Source organism: Kitasatospora sp. NPDC047058 (assembly GCF_040643935.1).
In the GTDB taxonomy this organism is placed as follows: domain Bacteria; phylum Actinomycetota; class Actinomycetes; order Streptomycetales; family Streptomycetaceae; genus Kitasatospora.
In genome coordinates, this window is sequence record NZ_JBEYVJ010000155.1 from 1 (window position 1) to 16,700 (window position 16,700).

At 74.9% G+C, this 16,700-nt stretch carries 13 protein-coding genes and 1 pseudogene; 9 read left to right on the forward strand and 5 right to left on the reverse strand.

From position 1 onward, the window contains the following. From ABZ885_RS22445 to ABZ885_RS22460, 4 genes and pseudogenes are all read left to right on the forward strand, one after another. Window positions 1–884, forward strand: a pseudogene (locus ABZ885_RS22445) (hypothetical protein); the annotation flags it as partial. 115 nt (window positions 885–999) lie between these two features. Next, entirely contained in the window at window positions 1,000–1,467 is a 468-nt protein-coding gene (locus ABZ885_RS22450; RefSeq protein ID WP_360191326.1) for a MarR family transcriptional regulator, read from the forward strand. A 173-nt stretch (window positions 1,468–1,640) separates the two neighbouring features. Next, on the forward strand, window positions 1,641–3,185 hold the full coding sequence (locus ABZ885_RS22455; RefSeq protein WP_360191356.1) for a lipase maturation factor family protein: 1,545 nt from the start codon (window positions 1,641–1,643) through the stop codon (window positions 3,183–3,185). Window positions 3,186–3,393: 208 nt separating this feature from the next. Further along, window positions 3,394–5,631, forward strand: coding sequence for a hypothetical protein (locus ABZ885_RS22460; protein ID WP_360191327.1), 2,238 nt, complete (start codon window positions 3,394–3,396; stop codon window positions 5,629–5,631). Between the two features lie 91 nt (window positions 5,632–5,722). Here the strand turns inward: ABZ885_RS22460 and ABZ885_RS22465 are convergent, their stop codons facing one another. Next, on the reverse strand, window positions 5,723–6,745 hold the full coding sequence (locus ABZ885_RS22465; protein WP_360191330.1) for a lytic transglycosylase domain-containing protein: 1,023 nt from the start codon (window positions 6,743–6,745) through the stop codon (window positions 5,723–5,725). A 141-nt stretch (window positions 6,746–6,886) separates the two neighbouring features. Next, a complete protein-coding gene (locus ABZ885_RS22470) occupies window positions 6,887–7,609 on the reverse strand; it encodes a helical backbone metal receptor (RefSeq protein WP_360191332.1) in 723 nt (240 codons plus the stop codon). 204 nt (window positions 7,610–7,813) lie between these two features. Between ABZ885_RS22470 and ABZ885_RS22475 the strand changes: the two genes are divergently transcribed. From ABZ885_RS22475 to ABZ885_RS22490, 4 genes are all read left to right on the forward strand, one after another. Next, window positions 7,814–8,344, forward strand: coding sequence for a hypothetical protein (locus tag ABZ885_RS22475; RefSeq protein WP_360191335.1), 531 nt, complete (start codon window positions 7,814–7,816; stop codon window positions 8,342–8,344). A gap of 125 nt (window positions 8,345–8,469) precedes the next feature. Next, window positions 8,470–9,561, forward strand: coding sequence for an ABC transporter substrate-binding protein (locus ABZ885_RS22480; RefSeq protein ID WP_360191337.1), 1,092 nt, complete (start codon window positions 8,470–8,472; stop codon window positions 9,559–9,561). A gap of 3 nt (window positions 9,562–9,564) precedes the next feature. Beyond that, complete coding sequence (locus tag ABZ885_RS22485) at window positions 9,565–10,650, forward strand: iron ABC transporter permease (RefSeq protein WP_360191340.1); 1,086 nt, start codon at window positions 9,565–9,567, stop codon at window positions 10,648–10,650. Beyond that, complete coding sequence (locus ABZ885_RS22490; RefSeq protein WP_360191343.1) at window positions 10,647–11,549, forward strand: ABC transporter ATP-binding protein; 903 nt, start codon at window positions 10,647–10,649, stop codon at window positions 11,547–11,549. The genes ABZ885_RS22485 and ABZ885_RS22490 overlap by 4 nt, the downstream gene beginning before the upstream one ends. Here ABZ885_RS22490 and ABZ885_RS22495 read toward each other — a convergent pair. From ABZ885_RS22495 to ABZ885_RS22505, 3 genes are all read right to left on the reverse strand, one after another. Next, window positions 11,534–12,583, reverse strand: a complete 1,050-nt coding sequence (locus tag ABZ885_RS22495; RefSeq protein WP_360191345.1) for an isocyanide synthase family protein — start codon at window positions 12,581–12,583, stop codon at window positions 11,534–11,536. The two genes, ABZ885_RS22490 and ABZ885_RS22495, sit on opposite strands and share 16 nt — an antisense overlap. A gap of 104 nt (window positions 12,584–12,687) precedes the next feature. Beyond that, entirely contained in the window at window positions 12,688–14,025 is a 1,338-nt protein-coding gene (locus tag ABZ885_RS22500) for a cytochrome P450 (RefSeq protein ID WP_360191347.1), read from the reverse strand. A gap of 49 nt (window positions 14,026–14,074) precedes the next feature. Beyond that, window positions 14,075–15,583: an MFS transporter gene (locus tag ABZ885_RS22505; RefSeq protein ID WP_360191350.1), complete on the reverse strand. Its 1,509-nt coding sequence runs from the start codon at window positions 15,581–15,583 to the stop codon at window positions 14,075–14,077. 346 nt (window positions 15,584–15,929) lie between these two features. Here ABZ885_RS22505 and ABZ885_RS22510 point away from each other — a divergent pair, with 346 nt between their 5' ends. Then, the gene (locus ABZ885_RS22510; protein ID WP_360191353.1) at window positions 15,930–16,592 is read left to right on the forward strand and encodes an NAD(P)-binding domain-containing protein; all 663 of its coding nucleotides are present in this window, start codon (window positions 15,930–15,932) and stop codon (window positions 16,590–16,592) included. Window positions 16,593–16,700 lie beyond the last annotated feature (108 nt).

Consider the following 16,700-nt stretch of genomic DNA (forward strand, 5'->3'; position numbering starts at 1 on the left):
CGCCCTGCACCGCGTCGATCACCAGCACGTTGCTGATCACCACGTCGCAGGTGTCGCGGACGGCCGCGGGCTTGAGGTGCAGGCCGTCGCGGGCGCTGTCGGCGGCGGCGCTGCCGTACGAGAGCCGGCCGGCCGGGAGCGACCTGCTCTTCCTGGACGTGACACTGCTCGGCGCCGCGCCGTACGGTCCGGCCGGCGTGCCGCACCTGCTCGCAGACTGCGGGGGTCTGGTGCTGGCGCTGCGTGCGGCGCACGACCACCCGGGCCTGGCGTACCGCGGCAACCTGGCACTGCTCGCGACCGCGCCCGGGCTGCGTCTGCGGGTGATCGGCCGCCTGGAACGGGCCGCCCGCCCCGAGCTGCGGCTGCTCGCGGCCGGCACGCCCCCGGGCGGGTGGGGCACGGGCGAGCCGGGCCTGGCCCTGCCCGCGGACCGGGCGGACCGGGTCAACCTCGGCCTGGAACGGCTCCAGACCGCCGACCTCGCCCTCCCCGGGACGCCCCCGGCGGCGCTCCCTCCGTCGCTCCCCGGGGCGCCCGCGGCCGCACCCGACGCACCCGACGCACCCGACGCACCCGTGCACCTGCTCACCCGCCGGGTCGAGCAGGCCGTCACCGGCGGGCGGCAGACGCTCGCGCTGGGGTCCGGTACGACCGGGGCCGACGTCGTCCGGCTGCAGGCGGCGGGCCTGGCCACCGGGGCGGCGCTGCTGGACGGGCTGCGGGCGGCGGCGGGGGACCAGCCGAGGGACGTCTTCGGCCGGATCGTGGCGGACGACCACGACGCGTTCACCGCGGCCTGGGTGGCGGCGGCCTGCTACGCGGAGGCACTGGCCTCGGCGCTGTGCGCAGGCGGCTGGGCACAGACCGTACCGGAGCCGTGAGGAAGTACTTGCACAGGCAGATAAAAAGCGTCGAGTGGCATACTGGGAGGTCGGGACGACGTCGCACCGCAGGGCGCGACGGGACCGGGAACAGACGGGAACGGGAGGGCGAGCCATGGGGATCCACGACGATGCCGCCGAGGTCCGCGCCGGCGGTTGGCGTACGCTCGCCGCGCTGCACGGACTCATCGACGCGGCGCTGGAGAAGGCACTGCAGTCCGAGCACCGGCTCTCGGTGGTCGAGTACACGGTGCTGGACGCCCTCTCCCGGCAGGACGGCTGGCACATGCGGATGCAGCAGCTGGCCCGCGCGGCGGCACTGAGCAGCAGCGCGACCACCCGTCTGGTGACCAGGCTGGAGGACCGGGGGCTGCTCAGCCGCTACCTCTGTGCGGACGACCGGCGCGGCATCTACACCGAACTGACCCCGCAAGGCCGCGAGTTGCTCCAGGCCGCGCGTCCGGTGCACGACGCGACCCTGGAGGCCACGCTGGCGAAGGCCACCGAGCTCCCGGAGCTGGCCCCGCTGGTGCGCGCCCTGGAGGAGCTGGAACTCACCCCGGCCGCCCCGGCGACCGCCTGAGCCCGGCGACCGCCTGAGCCCGGCTGCGACCTGAACCGGCCACCACCCGGGCCCGTCCGCCACCGAGGCGGCGGGCCCGGGCCGGCGCCGCGGCGCGCCGCCCGGGTGAACCGCCGCCGTCGCGGACCGGCGCGGCGGCCCGCCGGTCCGGGCCGGTGGTAGGCATGGGCCGCATGGACTGGTTCGCCGCCCCCGAGTACTGGTCGAGCAGGCTGCTCGTGCAACGGCTGCTGGCCGCCGTCTACCTCACCGGCTTCCTCGCCGCGGCCGCCCAGTTCCGCGCCCTGATCGGTGCCGACGGGATGCTCCCCGTCCCGCGCTTCCTCGACCGGGTGCCGTTCCGCCAGGCCCCCGGCCTCTTCCACCTCCACTACAGCGACCGCTTCTTCGCCGCCGTCGCCTGGACCGGCGCCGCGCTCTCCGCCGCCCTCGTCGGCGGGCTCGGCGACGCCGTCCCGCTGTGGGCGTCGATGCTCCTCTGGGCGCTCCTCTGGGTGCTCTACCTCTCGATCGTCAACGTCGGGCAGACCTGGTACTCGTTCGGCTGGGAGTCCCTGCTGCTGGAGGCCGGCTTCCTGGCCGCCTTCCTCGGCAACGAGGACGTCGCCCCGCCCCTCCTGGTGCTCTGGCTGCTGCGCTGGCTGGTCTTCCGGGTCGAGTTCGGCGCCGGACTGATCAAGCTGCGCGGCGACAGCTGCTGGCGCGACCTCACCTGCCTGCGCTACCACCACGAGACCCAGCCCATGCCCGGCCCGGTCAGCTGGTTCTTCCACCACCTGCCCGCCCCGCTGCACCGGGTGGAGGCGGCCGCCAACCACGTCACCCAGCTCGTCGTCCCGGTCGGCCTCCTCCTCCCGCAGCCCGTCCCCACCTACGCGGCCTGCGTCATCGTGGCCACCCAGCTCTGGCTGGTCGCCTCCGGCAACTTCGCCTGGCTGAACTGGCTCACCATCACGCTCGCCCTCGCCGCCGTCGACCCCGCCCGGCTCGGCCTGCCGGTCCACCCGCGCACCTACGCCGGCACCCCCGTCTGGTTCGAGGTCCTGGTGACCGCCCTGGCCGTCGCCGTCGCCGTCCTCAGCTACTGGCCGGTACGGAACATGGTCTCCCGCCGCCAGGTGATGAACCGCTCCTTCAACCGCCTCCACCTGGTCAACACCTACGGCGCCTTCGGCAGCGTCAACCGGATCCGCCAGGAGGTCGTCGTCGAGGGCACCGACGAGCCGGTCGTCACCCGGCACACCGTCTGGCACGAGTACGGCTTCAAGGGCAAACCCGACGACGTGCGCCGCCTCCCGCGGCAGTACGCCCCCTACCACCTGCGCCTGGACTGGCTGATGTGGTTCGCCGGCATCTCGCCCGCCTACGCCCGGCCCTGGTTCCTGCCCTTCGTCGCCAGGCTGCTCGCCAACGACCCCGACACCCTCCGGCTGCTGCGCCACAACCCCTTCCCCGACGCCCCGCCGACCCACGTCCGGGCGACCCTCCACCTCTACCGGTTCACCGATTGGCGCGAACTGCGCGAAACCGGCGCCTGGTGGCACCGGACCGCGCTGCACGAGTACCTGGCGCCGGTCAGTCTCACCACCCTCGCCCGCTCCGGCTTCCGGCCGCCGCCCGGCCGCCGCTCCCGCACCGTGCCACTGGACGGCCTGCCCCGCCGGCCCGGACACCCGCCCGGCCCCACGCCGCACCACCCGCCCGGCCCTCCCGGGTAGCGGCCGGCCGGGCGGTGTGCGACGCCACACCGGTCCGTTGGGCGGTGGGTGCGTGCAAGGCTCGAACGGGCACCCGTATTCTTGGCCTCCACAACCGGCAGCCCGACCGCGCACCCCCCAGCCCCTTCCGCCGGGGCATTCGGTGCGTACCCGGTCCGCCTCCCCCTCGCCGCCCGCCCCGCCGCAGTCGCTCAGAACCGGACCTCACATGACAGTGCTTCACTCGCGCAACACCGACGCGGCCGACGCCGCCGGTGCCAACGCCGCCGACGCCGCCAGCAAGGCCACCGACGCCAACGACGCCACGGACGCCACGGACCTGGAGCAGACCCGCAGCCAGGCGGCGGACAGCGACCTCCGCGACGACCTCGGCCGTTACGCCGAACTCGGCGCCTTCACCCTCAGCGCCGAGACCCACGCCTGGTACGCCGCGGTCGACACCGTCGCCACCCCCGAGGACGCCCGCGCCGCCTCCACCGTCCTCGCCGAGCTGCGCGGCCGCGACCTCCAGCAGACCTGGGAGGCCGTCACCGCCCTCGCCGCCGACGCCAAGCTCGACGAGCCCGGCACGGTGGCCATCGCCGGCCTGTTCGCCGAAACCCTCCAGCGCGTCCACCAGACCTCCACCGTCCTGATCGGCGCCGCGTACGACGCCGACCTCGACGCGCTCGTCGCCGCCACCGCGGACCGCGCCTGGCGCCGCGAGCGCGGCGTCAAGCTGTCGTTCCTGAAGGTGCGGTCGCTGCGGAAGCAGGCCGCCGCGCTGGCCGTCGGCGGCCGCAAGGCCGGCCCCGAGGACCTGCACGAGGCCCTCGCCTCCGCCGAGGTCGAGCGCCGCGCCTGGGCCGTCCTCTCCCCGACCGGCACCCTGCCCGTCCCGCCGGCCGACGGCGCCCTGGCCGAACACACCGCGGCGGCCTTCGAGGCCATCGGCACCGGTCTGCGCGACCTCGCCCGCCTGCTGCCCGGCCACGACCTCGACGCGCTGCCGTTCGGCGAGCTCATCGACCTGGTCGAGCGCCTCGCCGCCGACGAGGGCACCCTCTACCGGCTCCCCACCATCCGCTCCCTGCGGGCCACGCTGGAGGAGGCCGGTCTCGGCGAGCTGCTCGCCGAACTGACCGACGCCCGCGCCGACCGCCGCGCCGCCGAGGCCGCCTACAACGCCCGCCAGGCCCTGGCCGGCGGCCAGCGCGACGGCCTGACCGGTCGGGAGGAGCCGGCGGTCGAGGCCGAGGCGGATGTCGAGGTGAAGGCGGAGGCCGCCGAGGTCGAGGCCGAGGCCGGGACCGTCGAGCCGGAGGTCACCGCCGAGGCCGCGGCCGAGCCGGAGGCCCTGACCGAGACCGAGATCGAGCCTGCGACCGAGGCTGAGCCCGCCGTCGAGGCCGAGGACGTTGCCGACGCCGAGGCCGACGCCGACGCTGCGGACGAGGTCACCGCCGAGCCGGAGGCCGCGTCGGACGTCGCGGCCGAGGAGCCCGCCGAGCAGCTCACGGCCGAGGAGCCCGCCGAGGCGAAGCCGCTCGTGATCAACCTCCCGGCGCCGTCCCCGGCCGCCGACGACCTGGTCGACGTCGCACCCGCGAAGGTCGAGCCGGTTGTGGCCGTGGAGCCCGAGGTCGAGGTTGCCGAGCCGGCCGCTGAGGTCGAGGTCGCCGCCGAGGTCGAGGCTGAGGTTGAGCCCGTTGCCGAGGTCGAGGCTGAGGCCGCTGTCGAGGCTGACGTCGAGCCGGTCGCCGCCGAGGAGCCCGTTGCCGAGGTCGAGGTGGCCGAGGTCGAGGTCGCCGCTGAGGTCGAGGTCGCGGAGCCGGTTGCGGAGGTCGTAGCCGAGGACGAGGGCCTCGCCGAGGTGGAGGCTGAGGTCGAGCCGGTCGCCGCCGAGGAGCCGGTTGCCGAGGTCGAGGTCGCCGAGCCGGCCGCCGAGGTCGAGCCCGTTGCCGAGGTGGAGCCCGAGGTCGAGCTCGTTACCGAGGTCGAGGCTGAGGTTGAGCCCGTTGCCGAGGTCGAGGCTGAGGTCGCCGTCGAGGCTGACGTCGAGCCGGCCGCCGCCGAAGAGCCCGAGCCCAAGCCCGAGCCCGAGGCCGTGGTGGCCGAGGAGCCCGAGCCCGTCGTCGAGGTGGAGCCCGTTACGGAGCCGGCCGCTGAGCCCGAGCCCGAGCCCGAGGCCAAGCCCGAGCCCGTTGCCAAGCCCGAGCCGGCCGCCGAGGCCAAGCCCGAGGCTCCGGCCGGGCGCCCGGAGAAGCCCGACTTCACGCCGGGCCGTCCGGTGACCGCCTACTCCGCCGACGAACTGCTCGCCGTGGTGCGGTGGGTGGACGGTGACGGGGTGGAGCGCAGCGAGGAGGAGCTGCTGCGGGCCGCGATGAAGGAGCTGGGCTTCGCCCGGCTCGGTCCGCGCATCAAGGAGGCGCTGGGCGCCGCCGTCACCGCCGCTCGCGGCTGACGCGCAGGCGACGGCAGGACGAAGGGGCCCGGTGGGGCGGCACGCGCCGCCCCACCGGGCCCTTCCTCGTGTCCGTTCCCGGGTGGCGGGCTCAGCCGGCCTTGTTCCAGGGGGCGCTGGACATCAGGGCCTTGACGTTGGCGACGTAGCTCGGGTTGGGGATGACCAGGCTGCCCGTGGTCGCGCCGGTGGCGGGGTCGGTGACGGTGTTGTAGTGCACGTTGCCCGCGCCCGCGTTGTACGCGGCGATGACCAGGTCGAGCAGCGGCGTCTTGCCGGTGGCCGGGTCGGGGGCGAGGTCGTACTTCCCGCCGAAGGAGGAGTCGCCGTAGTAGGCGACCAGCCAGTCGAGCAGCTGGGAGCCGAGCTGGACGTTGCCGTTCAGCGTCTTGGGGTCGGAGTCGGTCTTGAACTTGCTGTTCATCCAGCTCACCGTCGCCGGCATGACCTGCATGGTGCCGATGCCGCCGTCGCAGGCGAGGATGCCGGACTGCCAGCCGCTCTCCTGCCAGGCGATCGCCTTGACCAGGTTGGCCGGCAGCGGCGGGAGCTTGTCGGTGCCGCCGCTGCTGAGGTAGAGCGTGCGGGACTGGCCTGCGGCCGCGGCGAGTGCGGCGGCGACGGTCTCCTTGGGCTCGTCGGGCTGCGGCTTGCTCGGCGTGCAGCCGCTCTGCAGCGGCGGGACGTGCGGGGTGGCCGGCGCGGGCGGCGGCGGGGGTGCGACCGGCCCGGGCTTGGGGGTCGGCGCGGGGGCCGGGGCGACCACCGGCTGGGCGGGGGCCGGTGCGACCTTCGGCACCGCCGGGTCGGCGGGCTTCGTGGTGCCGGGTTTGGTGGTGCTGGCCGAGGCGGTGGGGCTGGGCTTGGCCGACTTGCTGCCGGTCGCGGACGGCGTGGCGCTCGCGCTCGGGCTGGCACTGGCCGTCGGGCTTGCCGAGGCGGTGTCGGCCGGTGCCGCGGACGGCGAGGCGTCCGCCGTCGTGGCCGCCGCCGTGGTCGGCGTCCCCCCGGCCGTGTCGTCCGCCTTCTTGCTGCCGCAGCCCGTGAGCAGCGCCGTGGACACGGCCGCCGCCGAGACCAGTACCAGCGCCTGCCGCGAAGCACGCACCTTCATAGGATTCCGCTCCCCCTTGCGTTCACCGGCCTACCCGGCGAGAGGGCGACATCCTACGATGATCGGATCACCGCACCGGCGCCCGGGGCCCGGACACGGTCCGGTACGAAACTCCCCGGGTGCGGACCGCCGCCTGCGCCCTCAGGGCCCGTCCGACGGATCCTGCCGCACCCGCCGGTCCAGCTGGGCCGCCAGCACCTCCGGTGCCTCCGCCAACGACGGGCCGTACCAGGTGAGATGGCGCCCGCTGACCAGGGCCGCCGGGACGCCGGGGAACGCCTCCGGGCCGTCCGCCGCCGTGAACCGGTAGGGCTCGTCCGGCAGCACCACCAACTCCGGCTCGGCGGCGAGGAGTTCCGGCAGCGGGATGGCCGGGTAGCGGTCCGGGTGGCCGGCGTGGAGCAGCTCGACGCCGAGGCGGCGCAGCAGGTCGCCGGCGAAGGTGTCACGGCCGAGCACCATCCAGGGCCGGCGCCAGACCGGCACGACGGCGCGGAGGGGCCGCGGCAGCGGACGGACGCCGGCCCAGGCGGCCTCGGCGGCGTCGAGCCAGGCCGGGCGGGGCAGGCCGCAGCCGAGGGTCAGCAGCCGGTCCAGTGAGCCGAACGCCTGCTCCAGCGTGCGGATGTCGGTGACCCAGACCGGTACTCCGGCCGCCCGCAGCGCGTCGAGGTCCGGACGGCGGTTCTCCTCGTCGTTGGCGACGACCAGGTCCGGGGCGAGGGCCAGGATCCGGCGCACGTCGGGGTTCTTGGTGCCGCCGATCCGCTCCGCCGTCAGACCGGCCGGGTGCGTGCACCAGTCGGTGACGCCGGCCAGCAGCCCGGGCGCGCTGGCGGCCACGGCCTCGCTCAGGGACGGCACCAGCGACACCACCCGCCGGACCGGCCCCGGCCCGAGCGGCACGGGCAGCCCGAGGTCGTCCGGCGGAGGAGCGGACGGAGGACGGGGAGGGAGAACGTGCGGCGCCACCCGATCACCCTGGGCCCACCCGGAACCCGGCGTCAAGCACCGCCTCCGCCGCGGTTCCCGGCAGCCCCGCGGACGGAGGTGGACTACCGTCACTCCATGGACGACGCCGCGCCGATGACAGCCCCGCCCGAGCCGACGCCCCTCTCCGAGTCGACTCCCCTGCCCGAGCCGACGACGCTCCTGCCCGAACCGGCGGGCCTCCTGCCCGAACCGACGACGCCCCACCCCGAACCGCCGGCCTTCCCTCCCCGTCCGGTCCGGGACGTCCGCGCCGTGTACGCCCGTCAGGCCGGCTGCCCCTCCGACCTCGCGGACGTCACGGTCGACTTCGAGCCCTGGGAGGACGGCTTCGCCTTCGAGGTGGCGGGCGACGCCACGGTGAGCGGCTCCCCCGAGCCCGGCGACCTGGCCGGCTTCCACGCGGCCCTGGCCGCCGGCATGCAGGAGGAGCTGGCCGGCCGGACGGCCGGGGGGAGGGTGGCGGTGGCCGTCGTGGTGCGCCGCACCGCCGTGCACGCGGTCGACTCGCGCGACCGGTCGTTCCACGAGGCCGGACGCCTCGCCGTGCGCCTGGCCTTCGAGCGGCTGGACGGCCCGCCGCCCCGGCCCAAGCGGCGCCGCGCCTGACGGGGCCCGCCCCCGCCGCCCCAACAGCGCACAAAGTCCCGGGAACCGGGCGGGGGCGGTGGCCGACTACCTGGTCCGGGTTCGTTGGACGGGCCCGAGCACGACCATTGACCAGGAGAGTTGTCATGCGCCCTCGCGTGTTCTGCGGTATCGCGGCCGCTGTCGCCCTGTTCGCCACGGCCTGCGGAAGCGGCGGTGGGGGCGGCACGGACGGCGGGAACGGCGGCGGTGACGGGAAGCCGGCCGCCGCCGGCGCGTTCCCGGTGAAGGTCGCCGACTGCGCGGGCAAGGAGACCACCGTCCAGCAGGCGCCCCGGAAGATCGTCACCAGCAACGCGGCCGGCCTGGAGATGCTGCTCCGGCTCGGCGCGGGCGACCGCGTCATCGGCACCGGATTCCCGCCCGGCAAGGGCGGCCTGCCGGCGCCGATCGACGACCAGGCCGCCAAGGTGCCGGTGCTGGGCGAGATGGGCATCGCCAAGGAGAAGCTGCTCGGCTCCGGCGCCGACCTCTACGTGGACGCCTTCGGCGCCATGCCGATGATGGGCGCGGCGGGCGCCGGGCCGAGCGAGGAGGAGTTCACCGCGGCCGGCATCAAGCACGTCTTCCTCCTCTCCACCGCCTGCGCCGGCACGCCCAAGGCCGCCAAGGGACCGCGCACCGACCTCGCCGAGGTGGAGAACGACATCCGCCGGCTCGGCGCCGTCACCGGCACGGGCACCAAGGCCGAGGAACTGGTCGCCGGGATGGAGCAGCAGATCGGCGAGGTGCGCACCGCGACCGCCGGCGTCCCCGCCGACCAGCGGCCCGGCTACTTCTTCTTCGACTTCGACGCCGGCACCAAGCAGCCGGTCGCCGCCTGCGGCCGGCAGGTCGCCAACGCGGTGATCACCCTCGCCGGCGCCCGCAACGTCTTCGCCGACTGCGACGCCGACTTCAAGCCGGTCTCCTGGGAGGACGTCGTCGCCAGGAACCCGGACTGGATCCAGCTCGCCGTCCGCACCCGCGGCACCGAGGAGGAGACCCGCAAGGCCTTCGACGAGGCCGAGGCCTTCCTGAAGGGCTTCCCCGCCACCCAGGGCCTGAAGGCCGTCAAGGACGGCAGGTTCCTGCGGATCGGCTCCGAGGCCACCACCATCGCCGGGGTCCGCAACGCCGACACCGTCCGGCAGATCGCCGCCACCGTCCACCCGACCCTCGTCAAGAACGGCCAGTAGACCGTGGCAACGGCCACCACGACCACCACCGCCGAGCGGCCCCGGACGCGCACCCTGCGCGCCGGGCCGCTCGCGGCCGTGCTCCTCCTCGCCCTGGTCGCCGCGCTGACCGCCGCCGTCTCGCTCGGGTCGGTGGACATCCCGCCCGGCGAGGTCTGGTCGGTGGTCGCCCACCGGCTCACCGGCCGGACGCCGGACCCCGGCACCCGGGACCTCATCGTCTGGCAGCTGCGCGTCCCCCGTGCCCTGCTGGCCGCCATGGTCGGAGCCGGGCTCGGCCTGGTCGGCACCGCCGTCCAGGCCCTCGTCCGCAACCCGCTCGCCGACCCCTACCTGCTCGGCATCTCCTCCGGCGCCTCCCTCGGCGCCGTCGCGGTGATCGTCCTCGGCAGCGGGCTCGGCCTGGAACTCGCCTTCGGCAGCGCCCTCGGCCTGACCATCTCGCTCGCCGCCTTCCTCGGCGCGCTCGCCGCGTTCTCCCTGGTCTGGCTGCTGGCCCGGCGCGGCGGCGGCTTCTCACCGCTGCGCCTCGTCCTGGCCGGCATCGGCATCGGCCAGTTCCTCACCGGCTTCACCAGCTACCTCGTCCTGCAGACCCGCGACGAACAGCAGACCAGGGGCGTCCTGTTCTGGCTGATGGGCAGCCTCAGCGGCGCCGTCTGGGCCCAACTCGCCGTCCCCGCCGCTGCCGTGGCCCTCGGGCTGGCCCTGCTCCAGGCCCGCGCCCGGGGGCTGAACGCCCTCCTGATGGGCGACGAGACCGCGGCCGGACTCGGCATCGACGTCACCCGGCTGCGCCGCGAGATCTTCGTCGTCACCAGCGTGCTGACCGGCGTGCTGGTCGCCGTCTCCGGGGCGATCGGCTTCGTCGGACTGATGGTCCCGCACGTGTGCCGGCTGCTGGTCGGCGGCGACCACCGCCGGCTGCTGCCGCTCTCCGCCCTCACCGGGGCGGTGCTGCTGGTCGTCGTCGACACCCTCGCCCGCACCGCGCTGGACACCCAGGAACTGCCGATCGGCGTCGTCACCGCCCTGCTCGGCGCACCCACCCTGCTCTACCTGCTGGACCGACGACTGGAGCGGAATTGAGGATCGCGGTCGAGGACCTGAGCGTCACCCTGTCCGGGCGGACGGTGGTGGCGGGCGTCCACCTGGTCGCCAAGGAGGGCGAGATCGCCGGGCTGGTGGGGCCGAACGGCAGCGGCAAGTCCAGCCTGCTGCGCACCGTCTACCGGCACCTGAAGCCGAGCGCCGGGCGGGTGCTGCTGGCCGGCCGGGAGCTGTCCGGGCTGACCCCCGGCGAGTCCGCCCGGCACATCGCGGCGCTGCCCCAGGAACGCGGCGGGGACTTCGAGTTGACCGTCCGCGAGGTGGTGGCGATGGGCCGCACCCCGTACAAGCGGGCGTTCGCGGCGGACGACGCCGAGGACCACCGGATCGTCGACGACGCACTGCAGCGGGTCGGGATGGCGGCGGAGGACGGCCGGCGGTTCGCCCAGCTCTCCGGCGGCGAGCGCCAACGCGTTCTGCTGGCACGGGCCCTGGCCCAGCAGCCGGACGTCCTGGTGCTGGACGAACCGACCAACCACCTGGACGTCCGGCACCAGGTCGAACTCCTCGCGCTGCTGCGGGAACAGCGCCGCACCACCCTGGTCGCACTGCACGACCTCAACGCGGCGGCCTCGGTCTGCGACCGGCTGCACGTCCTGCACCGCGGCACCCTGGTGGCCTCCGGGGCGCCGCGCGACGTCCTGACCGCCGAGCTGCTCGCCGAGGTGTTCGGCGTGCGGGCGGCGGTGGTCGAACACCCGCTCACCGGTGACCCGTTGATCGCGTTCGATCACCGCACGCCCGCCTCGTCGTCAGACCTTCCGGGGCTTCCGGGGCTGCGGACGCGCCAGGGGCCTCCGGGGCTCCCCGGCACGCCGGAGCCTGCGGAAGCTCCTGCTCCTGCTGTGGGGCTGACGCAGCCTCAGGAGGTTTCGTAGTGGCTCGGGCGGCCGTTGCGCTCGACCAGGCGGCCGGCCCTCGCCGCGTCGTCGCTGCGCAGCAACTCCCAGCCGCCGTCGGGGCGGTGGAGCACCGACGAGTGCCACGGCGTCATCCACACGTCGGCGTGGTCCAGCAGCCGGATGCCGAACTTGAGCACGCCGGCCTTCTGCGGGTGGATGGAGAGACGGAACGAGCGCGGGTGCTGTTCGGCGATCAGGTCGCCCCAGGCGCGGCTGCGCTGGATGACGCCGTAGGCGCGCTGGCGGCAGTCGCGCTGCAGGGCGGACTTGGTGCCCTCGAAGCCGAAGGTGTCCTCGGTGAGGAAGCGGGTGATGCCGCGGTAGAGCTTCAGCGTCTCCTCGTCGGTCATCACCTGCTCGCGCAGCTCCTCCTTGGTCGGCGCGTACTGGGCGTGCACCCGGGCGCGCTTCTCGTCGAAGGGCAGGTCACCGAGGACGGCCCGCAGGTCGAAGGTGGCGAGGTGGGTCAGGCCCTCGCGCTCGATCATCGCGGACAGCTCGTCGGAGTACTCGTCGATGTGGTCGTCGGGCACGTGGATGAGGTCGCCGAAGATGTGCCCGTCGGAGCAGATCAGGATCTGCGCGCCGGGCGCGTAGAGCTTGCCGATCTCCTCGCAGAGCCCGTTGAGGAAGGTGAGCGAGAGGCGCTCGCCCTCGTCGGGCAGGTGGCCGAGCACCTTGGCGAGGTTGGGCGACTTGCACGGGAAGCCGGGCAGGGTGAACAGGATCCGGTCCCCGGCCGTGATGAAGTCGGCCAACTGCTCCAGCTGGAGCGGGAAGTCGGCGGGCGTGGCGTCCAGTTCGGGGTCGGAGGCGCGGCGGTGCGGCAGCAGCAGGTCGACGATCCCGGCGGAGATGCGGGCGACCTCCTGCGGGTCGGTGACCGCGCCGGCCCGGGCGCCGGCGGACTGCCCGGCGGAGGCGGACGGGACGGTGGATGCGGACTGCTCGACGGAAGCGGACTGGTCGAGGTTCTGGGACTCGGCGGAAACGGTGCCGGCGGGCGGCATGGTGGTCCTCCACGGAACGGAATGCGGGCTTCTGGGCAGGCGTAGCCACGCCCCGGCGCTGTCGCCGGGACGCTGAGGGGGGATGGCCGGGGAATCGGGCGGGTTCAGACCCGCTCGTCGTAGTCGACCGGCAGCCTGTTCACCCCCCGGGCGAGGACGGCGGGCACCCAGGCGAGCGCGTCGATCTCCTCGCCCGGCGTCCGGGCCGGACGCAGCCCGGGCAGCCGGGCGAGCAGGGTGCCGATGGCGACCTGGAGTTCGACCCGGGCCAGCGCGGCGCCGGGGCAGTAGTGGATGCCGTGGCCGAAGGCCAGGTGGGCGTTGGGGGAGCGGTCGAAGTCGAGGACGTCGGCGTCCGGGAACTGCTCGTCGTCGCGGTTGGCCGCGCAGAGCGAGACGATCACGGAGTCGCCGGCCGGGACCGCGGTCCCGTGCAGGTCGCTGTCCTCGGCGAAGAAGCGCCAGGTGGTGAGCTCGAACGCGGAGTCGTGGCGCAGCAGTTCCTCGATCGCGCGGGTGAGCAGGGCCGGGTCGGCGGCGATGCCGTCGCGCAGCCCGGCGAGCTGCCCGGGGCGGCGCAGCAGGGTGATCAGCATCGTGGTGATCTGGTTGGTCACCGGCTCCTGTCCGGCGACCAGCAGCTGGAACACCATCGAGTCGAGCTCCTCGGGGCTCAACTCGCCTGCGTCGCAGGCGGCGACGAGCCGGCCGAGCAGGTCGACGTCGGGCCCGGCCGGGTCGTGGTGGGCGCGCTTGTGCGCCACCACGTCGGCGATGTAGCCCTGCAGGCCGCGCAGCCGGCCCTCGTAGGCGGGGCGTCCCGGGTCGAGCGGGCCGACCGGCTGCACGACCTTGCCCCAGTCGCGGTCGAAGCGGACGGCCAGCTCCTGCGGCAGGCCGATCGCCTCGGCGAGCACCCGGAACGGGAAGTGGGCCGCGAAGCCGGCCACCAGGTCGGCGCCGCCGTGCGCCGGCAGCTCGTCGACCAGGGCGTCGGCGAGTTCCTGGATGCGCGGACGCAGCGCCTCCGCCCGGCGCGGGGTGAAGGCGTCCAGCACCAGTCTGCGCATCTGCGTGTGCTTCGGCGGGTCCTGGTGCAGCAGGTGGACCTGCAGCTGGGAGTGCTGCGGCTCCGGCATGATCGAGGCGAGCTTGCGCCAGCCCTCGTTCCCCAGGGAGTGGTTCTTGCCGAGGCGCGGGTCGTTGAGGGTCTCGTGCGCGGCCTTGTAGCCGGTGACCAGCCAGGCGGTGATGCCGCTCGGGAACTTCACCCGGTGGACGGGGCCGGCCTGGCGCATCTGCCGGTAGAGCGGATAGGGGTCGCTCTTGTACTCCGGGCCGAGCAGCGGCACCGGATCGGGGAGCCGGTCGTATCCGAACGGGCACCGCGGCGCGTCGTCGGCCGGGCTCCCCGTGGTCGGATCGTGGACGGTGTCGGTCATGCGGGTGTTCCTCCGGTCGGGATTGTGGTGCGCACGGGGTGACTGTTCGTCAGCGACCCGCGCGGTCGGTGCGGTCGGTACTGGCGGCGCCGGCCGTTCCGGGGGTTCCGGTGGGGCCGGCGGACCGGGCGCCACCGGTGGTGCCGGTGGCCCCGGCGGATCCGGTGGCGCGGTCGGTGCGGGTGACGCTCACGGTGCGGTGGTGCAGGGAGAGGAGGGCCACGGCCGTGACGGCGGCCAGCGTGGCGAGGACCAGTCCGGCCCGGGCGCCCGTGTCGGCGGCGTCGCCGAACAGCGTGGCGGCCGTGGCGAGCGCCGGTCCGAGGGCGAATCCGAGGCTGCGGGCCAGCTGGACGGCCGAGCCGGCGGTGGCCAGCTGCTCGGGCCGGGCGGCGGACATCACCAGCGCCTGGACCGGGCCGCCGTTGAGGCCCATGCCGACGCCGGCGAGCGCGAGCCGCCACGCGATGTCCAGGGGCGACCAGCCGCCGTCCAGCGGGACGAGCAGCAGCATGCCGAAGGCGGTGACGGACGCGCCGGTCAGCGCGGTCGGCCGGGCGCCCCAGCGGTCGGCCAGCCGCCCGCCGAACCGGCCGGCCACCACCATGCCGAGCGGGAACGCCAGCATGGTCAGCGCGGTGGTGGTGGCGCTGATCCCGTCGTCCCGGCGCAGGTGCTGGGCGAGCAGGTAGTGGTTGGCGGCGAAGCCGGCCGCGAGCGCCAGCACCGAGCCGTTGACGGCGGCGGTGCGGGACTCGCGCAGCACGCCGGCGACCGGCCGCCCGCCGGGGCGGCGCAGCCAGAACACCACCAGCGGTGCGGCGGGCAGCGCCAGCAGCAGCCAGACCGGTGCGTCGGGCGCGAGGGTGAGGCCGAGCAGCACCGCGGCCACCGCCGAGCCGATCAGGGCGGCGTCGCCGAGCGAACCCCGGTCGGGCAGCCGCAGCCGCCCGCCGCGCGGGGCGTTCCGGTATGCGATCACCAGCGCGGCCAGGCAGATCGGCAGCTTGACCAGGAAGATCGCCCGCCAGCCGACGTGGTCGAGCAGCACGCCGCCGAGGACGGGCCCGGTGACGGCGCCGAGCGGGCCGAGGGTGGCGGGCACGCTCATCGCCCGTCCGCGCAGCTCCGGCCGGACGGCCGTGGCGGCCAGCACCGGCATCAGCACGAACAGCACCGCGCCGAAGGCGCCCTGGGCGAGCCGAGCGGCCACCAGCCAGCCCGCCCACGGGGCGAGGGCGGCGAGCACGCTGCAGGCCGCGAAGCAGGTGACCGCCAGCAGCAGCGCGGAGCGGGTGCCCACCTGGTCGAGCCAGCGCCCGGCGGGCAGCAGCAGGGCCACCAGCGGGAGCTGGTAGCCGAGCACGGCCCACTGTGCGGTGGTCGGGGAGACGTGCAGGCCGTCCGCGATGTCGGTGAGGGCCAGGTTGACCACGTTCATGTCGAGCATCGCCACGAAGGAGAGCAGCCCCGCGGCCACGACCAGGCTCCACCGGTCCGCCGGTTGTGCCTGGCCCTTGGTCAGGCCTCCGGTGGCCAGCGGCTGTTGCGCTGACATGGCTCTCCTCCGATTCCCCGTTGCGTGCCGGACGCCGCCTCGGCGGCGGGGTCCGGTACAGCAGTCGGGCGCACAGCAGCTCCAGTTCCGAACAGGTGAAGGAATTTTTGCGGTTGGCCGGATTCTGCCGTTCGTGGCCGATCCTTTTCGCGGCGGGGGAGTGGTCTGGACCGCCGGAGGGGGAGGCTCCGCCACGGGGAAGGCTGCGCGCCCGGGGGGCGGGGACCCGTTCGGCGGAAACCGCCGGGTGCCGGAAATAGGCGCGCCCGGTCCGGGGTTGGAGCCAGGCACGACCAGAGACGAGCGGCCGGTACGACCCCGGCCGGGGCGGTTCGGAGGGACACTCATGAAGATCGGCATCATCGGCGCGGGCAACATCGGCGGCAACCTCACCCGCCGCCTCACCGCGCTCGGACACGAGGTCGCGGTGGCCAACTCGCGCGGCCCGCAGAGCCTCGCCGCACTCGCCGAGGAGACCGGCGCCACCCCGGTCACCGCGGCGGAGGCGGCCCGCGGCGCCCGGGTGGTGGTGGTCACCGTGCCGCTGAAGAACGTGCCGGACCTGCCGTCAGGCCTGTTCGACGAGGCCGCCGAGGGCGTCGCCGTGATCGACACCGGCAACTACTACCCGCAGCAGCGGGACGGCCGGATCGCCGGCATCGAGGACGACGGCCTGACCGAGAGCCGCTGGACGGAGCGGCACCTCGGCCACCCGGTGATCAAGGCCTTCAACGGCACCTATGCGGAGGACATCCTGGGCCGGCCGCGCCCGCAGGGCGACCCGGAGCGGATGGCCCTGCCGGTGGCCGGGGACGACGAGGCGGCCAAGCAGGTCGTCCGCGGCCTGATCGACGAGCTGGGCTTCGACACCGTCGACGCCGGCGGGATCGACGACTCCTGGCGCCAGCAGCCCGACACCCCCGTCTACGGCCTGCGGGGCGGGGTGGACGCGGTGGTCGGGGCGCTCGCCGCGGCGTCGCCGGAGCGGCCCGCGTCCTTCCGCGGCTGACGCGGGGCCGACCTGGGGCTGACCCGCGGCCGACCGGTCCTCGAAGGGCAGGGCCAGCGCGTTGCCCTCCATGGCGACCGCCGACGCACCCTCGGGCGCCTCGCCGGC

What these genes read in the sequence shown, in the direction of transcription:
- ABZ885_RS22450 (WP_360191326.1), top strand. Translation starts at nt 1,000, where the DNA reads ATGGGGATCCACGACGATGCCGCCGAGGTCCGCGCCGGCGGTTGGCGT.
- ABZ885_RS22455 (WP_360191356.1), top strand. Translation starts at nt 1,641, where the DNA reads ATGGACTGGTTCGCCGCCCCCGAGTACTGGTCGAGCAGGCTGCTCGTG.
- ABZ885_RS22460 (WP_360191327.1), top strand. Translation starts at nt 3,394, where the DNA reads ATGACAGTGCTTCACTCGCGCAACACCGACGCGGCCGACGCCGCCGGT.
- ABZ885_RS22465 (WP_360191330.1), bottom strand. Translation starts at nt 6,745, where the DNA reads ATGAAGGTGCGTGCTTCGCGGCAGGCGCTGGTACTGGTCTCGGCGGCG.
- ABZ885_RS22475 (WP_360191335.1), top strand. Translation starts at nt 7,814, where the DNA reads ATGGACGACGCCGCGCCGATGACAGCCCCGCCCGAGCCGACGCCCCTC.
- ABZ885_RS22480 (WP_360191337.1), top strand. Translation starts at nt 8,470, where the DNA reads ATGCGCCCTCGCGTGTTCTGCGGTATCGCGGCCGCTGTCGCCCTGTTC.
- ABZ885_RS22495 (WP_360191345.1), bottom strand. Translation starts at nt 12,583, where the DNA reads ATGCCGCCCGCCGGCACCGTTTCCGCCGAGTCCCAGAACCTCGACCAG.
- ABZ885_RS22500 (WP_360191347.1), bottom strand. Translation starts at nt 14,025, where the DNA reads ATGACCGACACCGTCCACGATCCGACCACGGGGAGCCCGGCCGACGAC.
- ABZ885_RS22505 (WP_360191350.1), bottom strand. Translation starts at nt 15,583, where the DNA reads ATGTCAGCGCAACAGCCGCTGGCCACCGGAGGCCTGACCAAGGGCCAG.
- ABZ885_RS22510 (WP_360191353.1), top strand. Translation starts at nt 15,930, where the DNA reads ATGAAGATCGGCATCATCGGCGCGGGCAACATCGGCGGCAACCTCACC.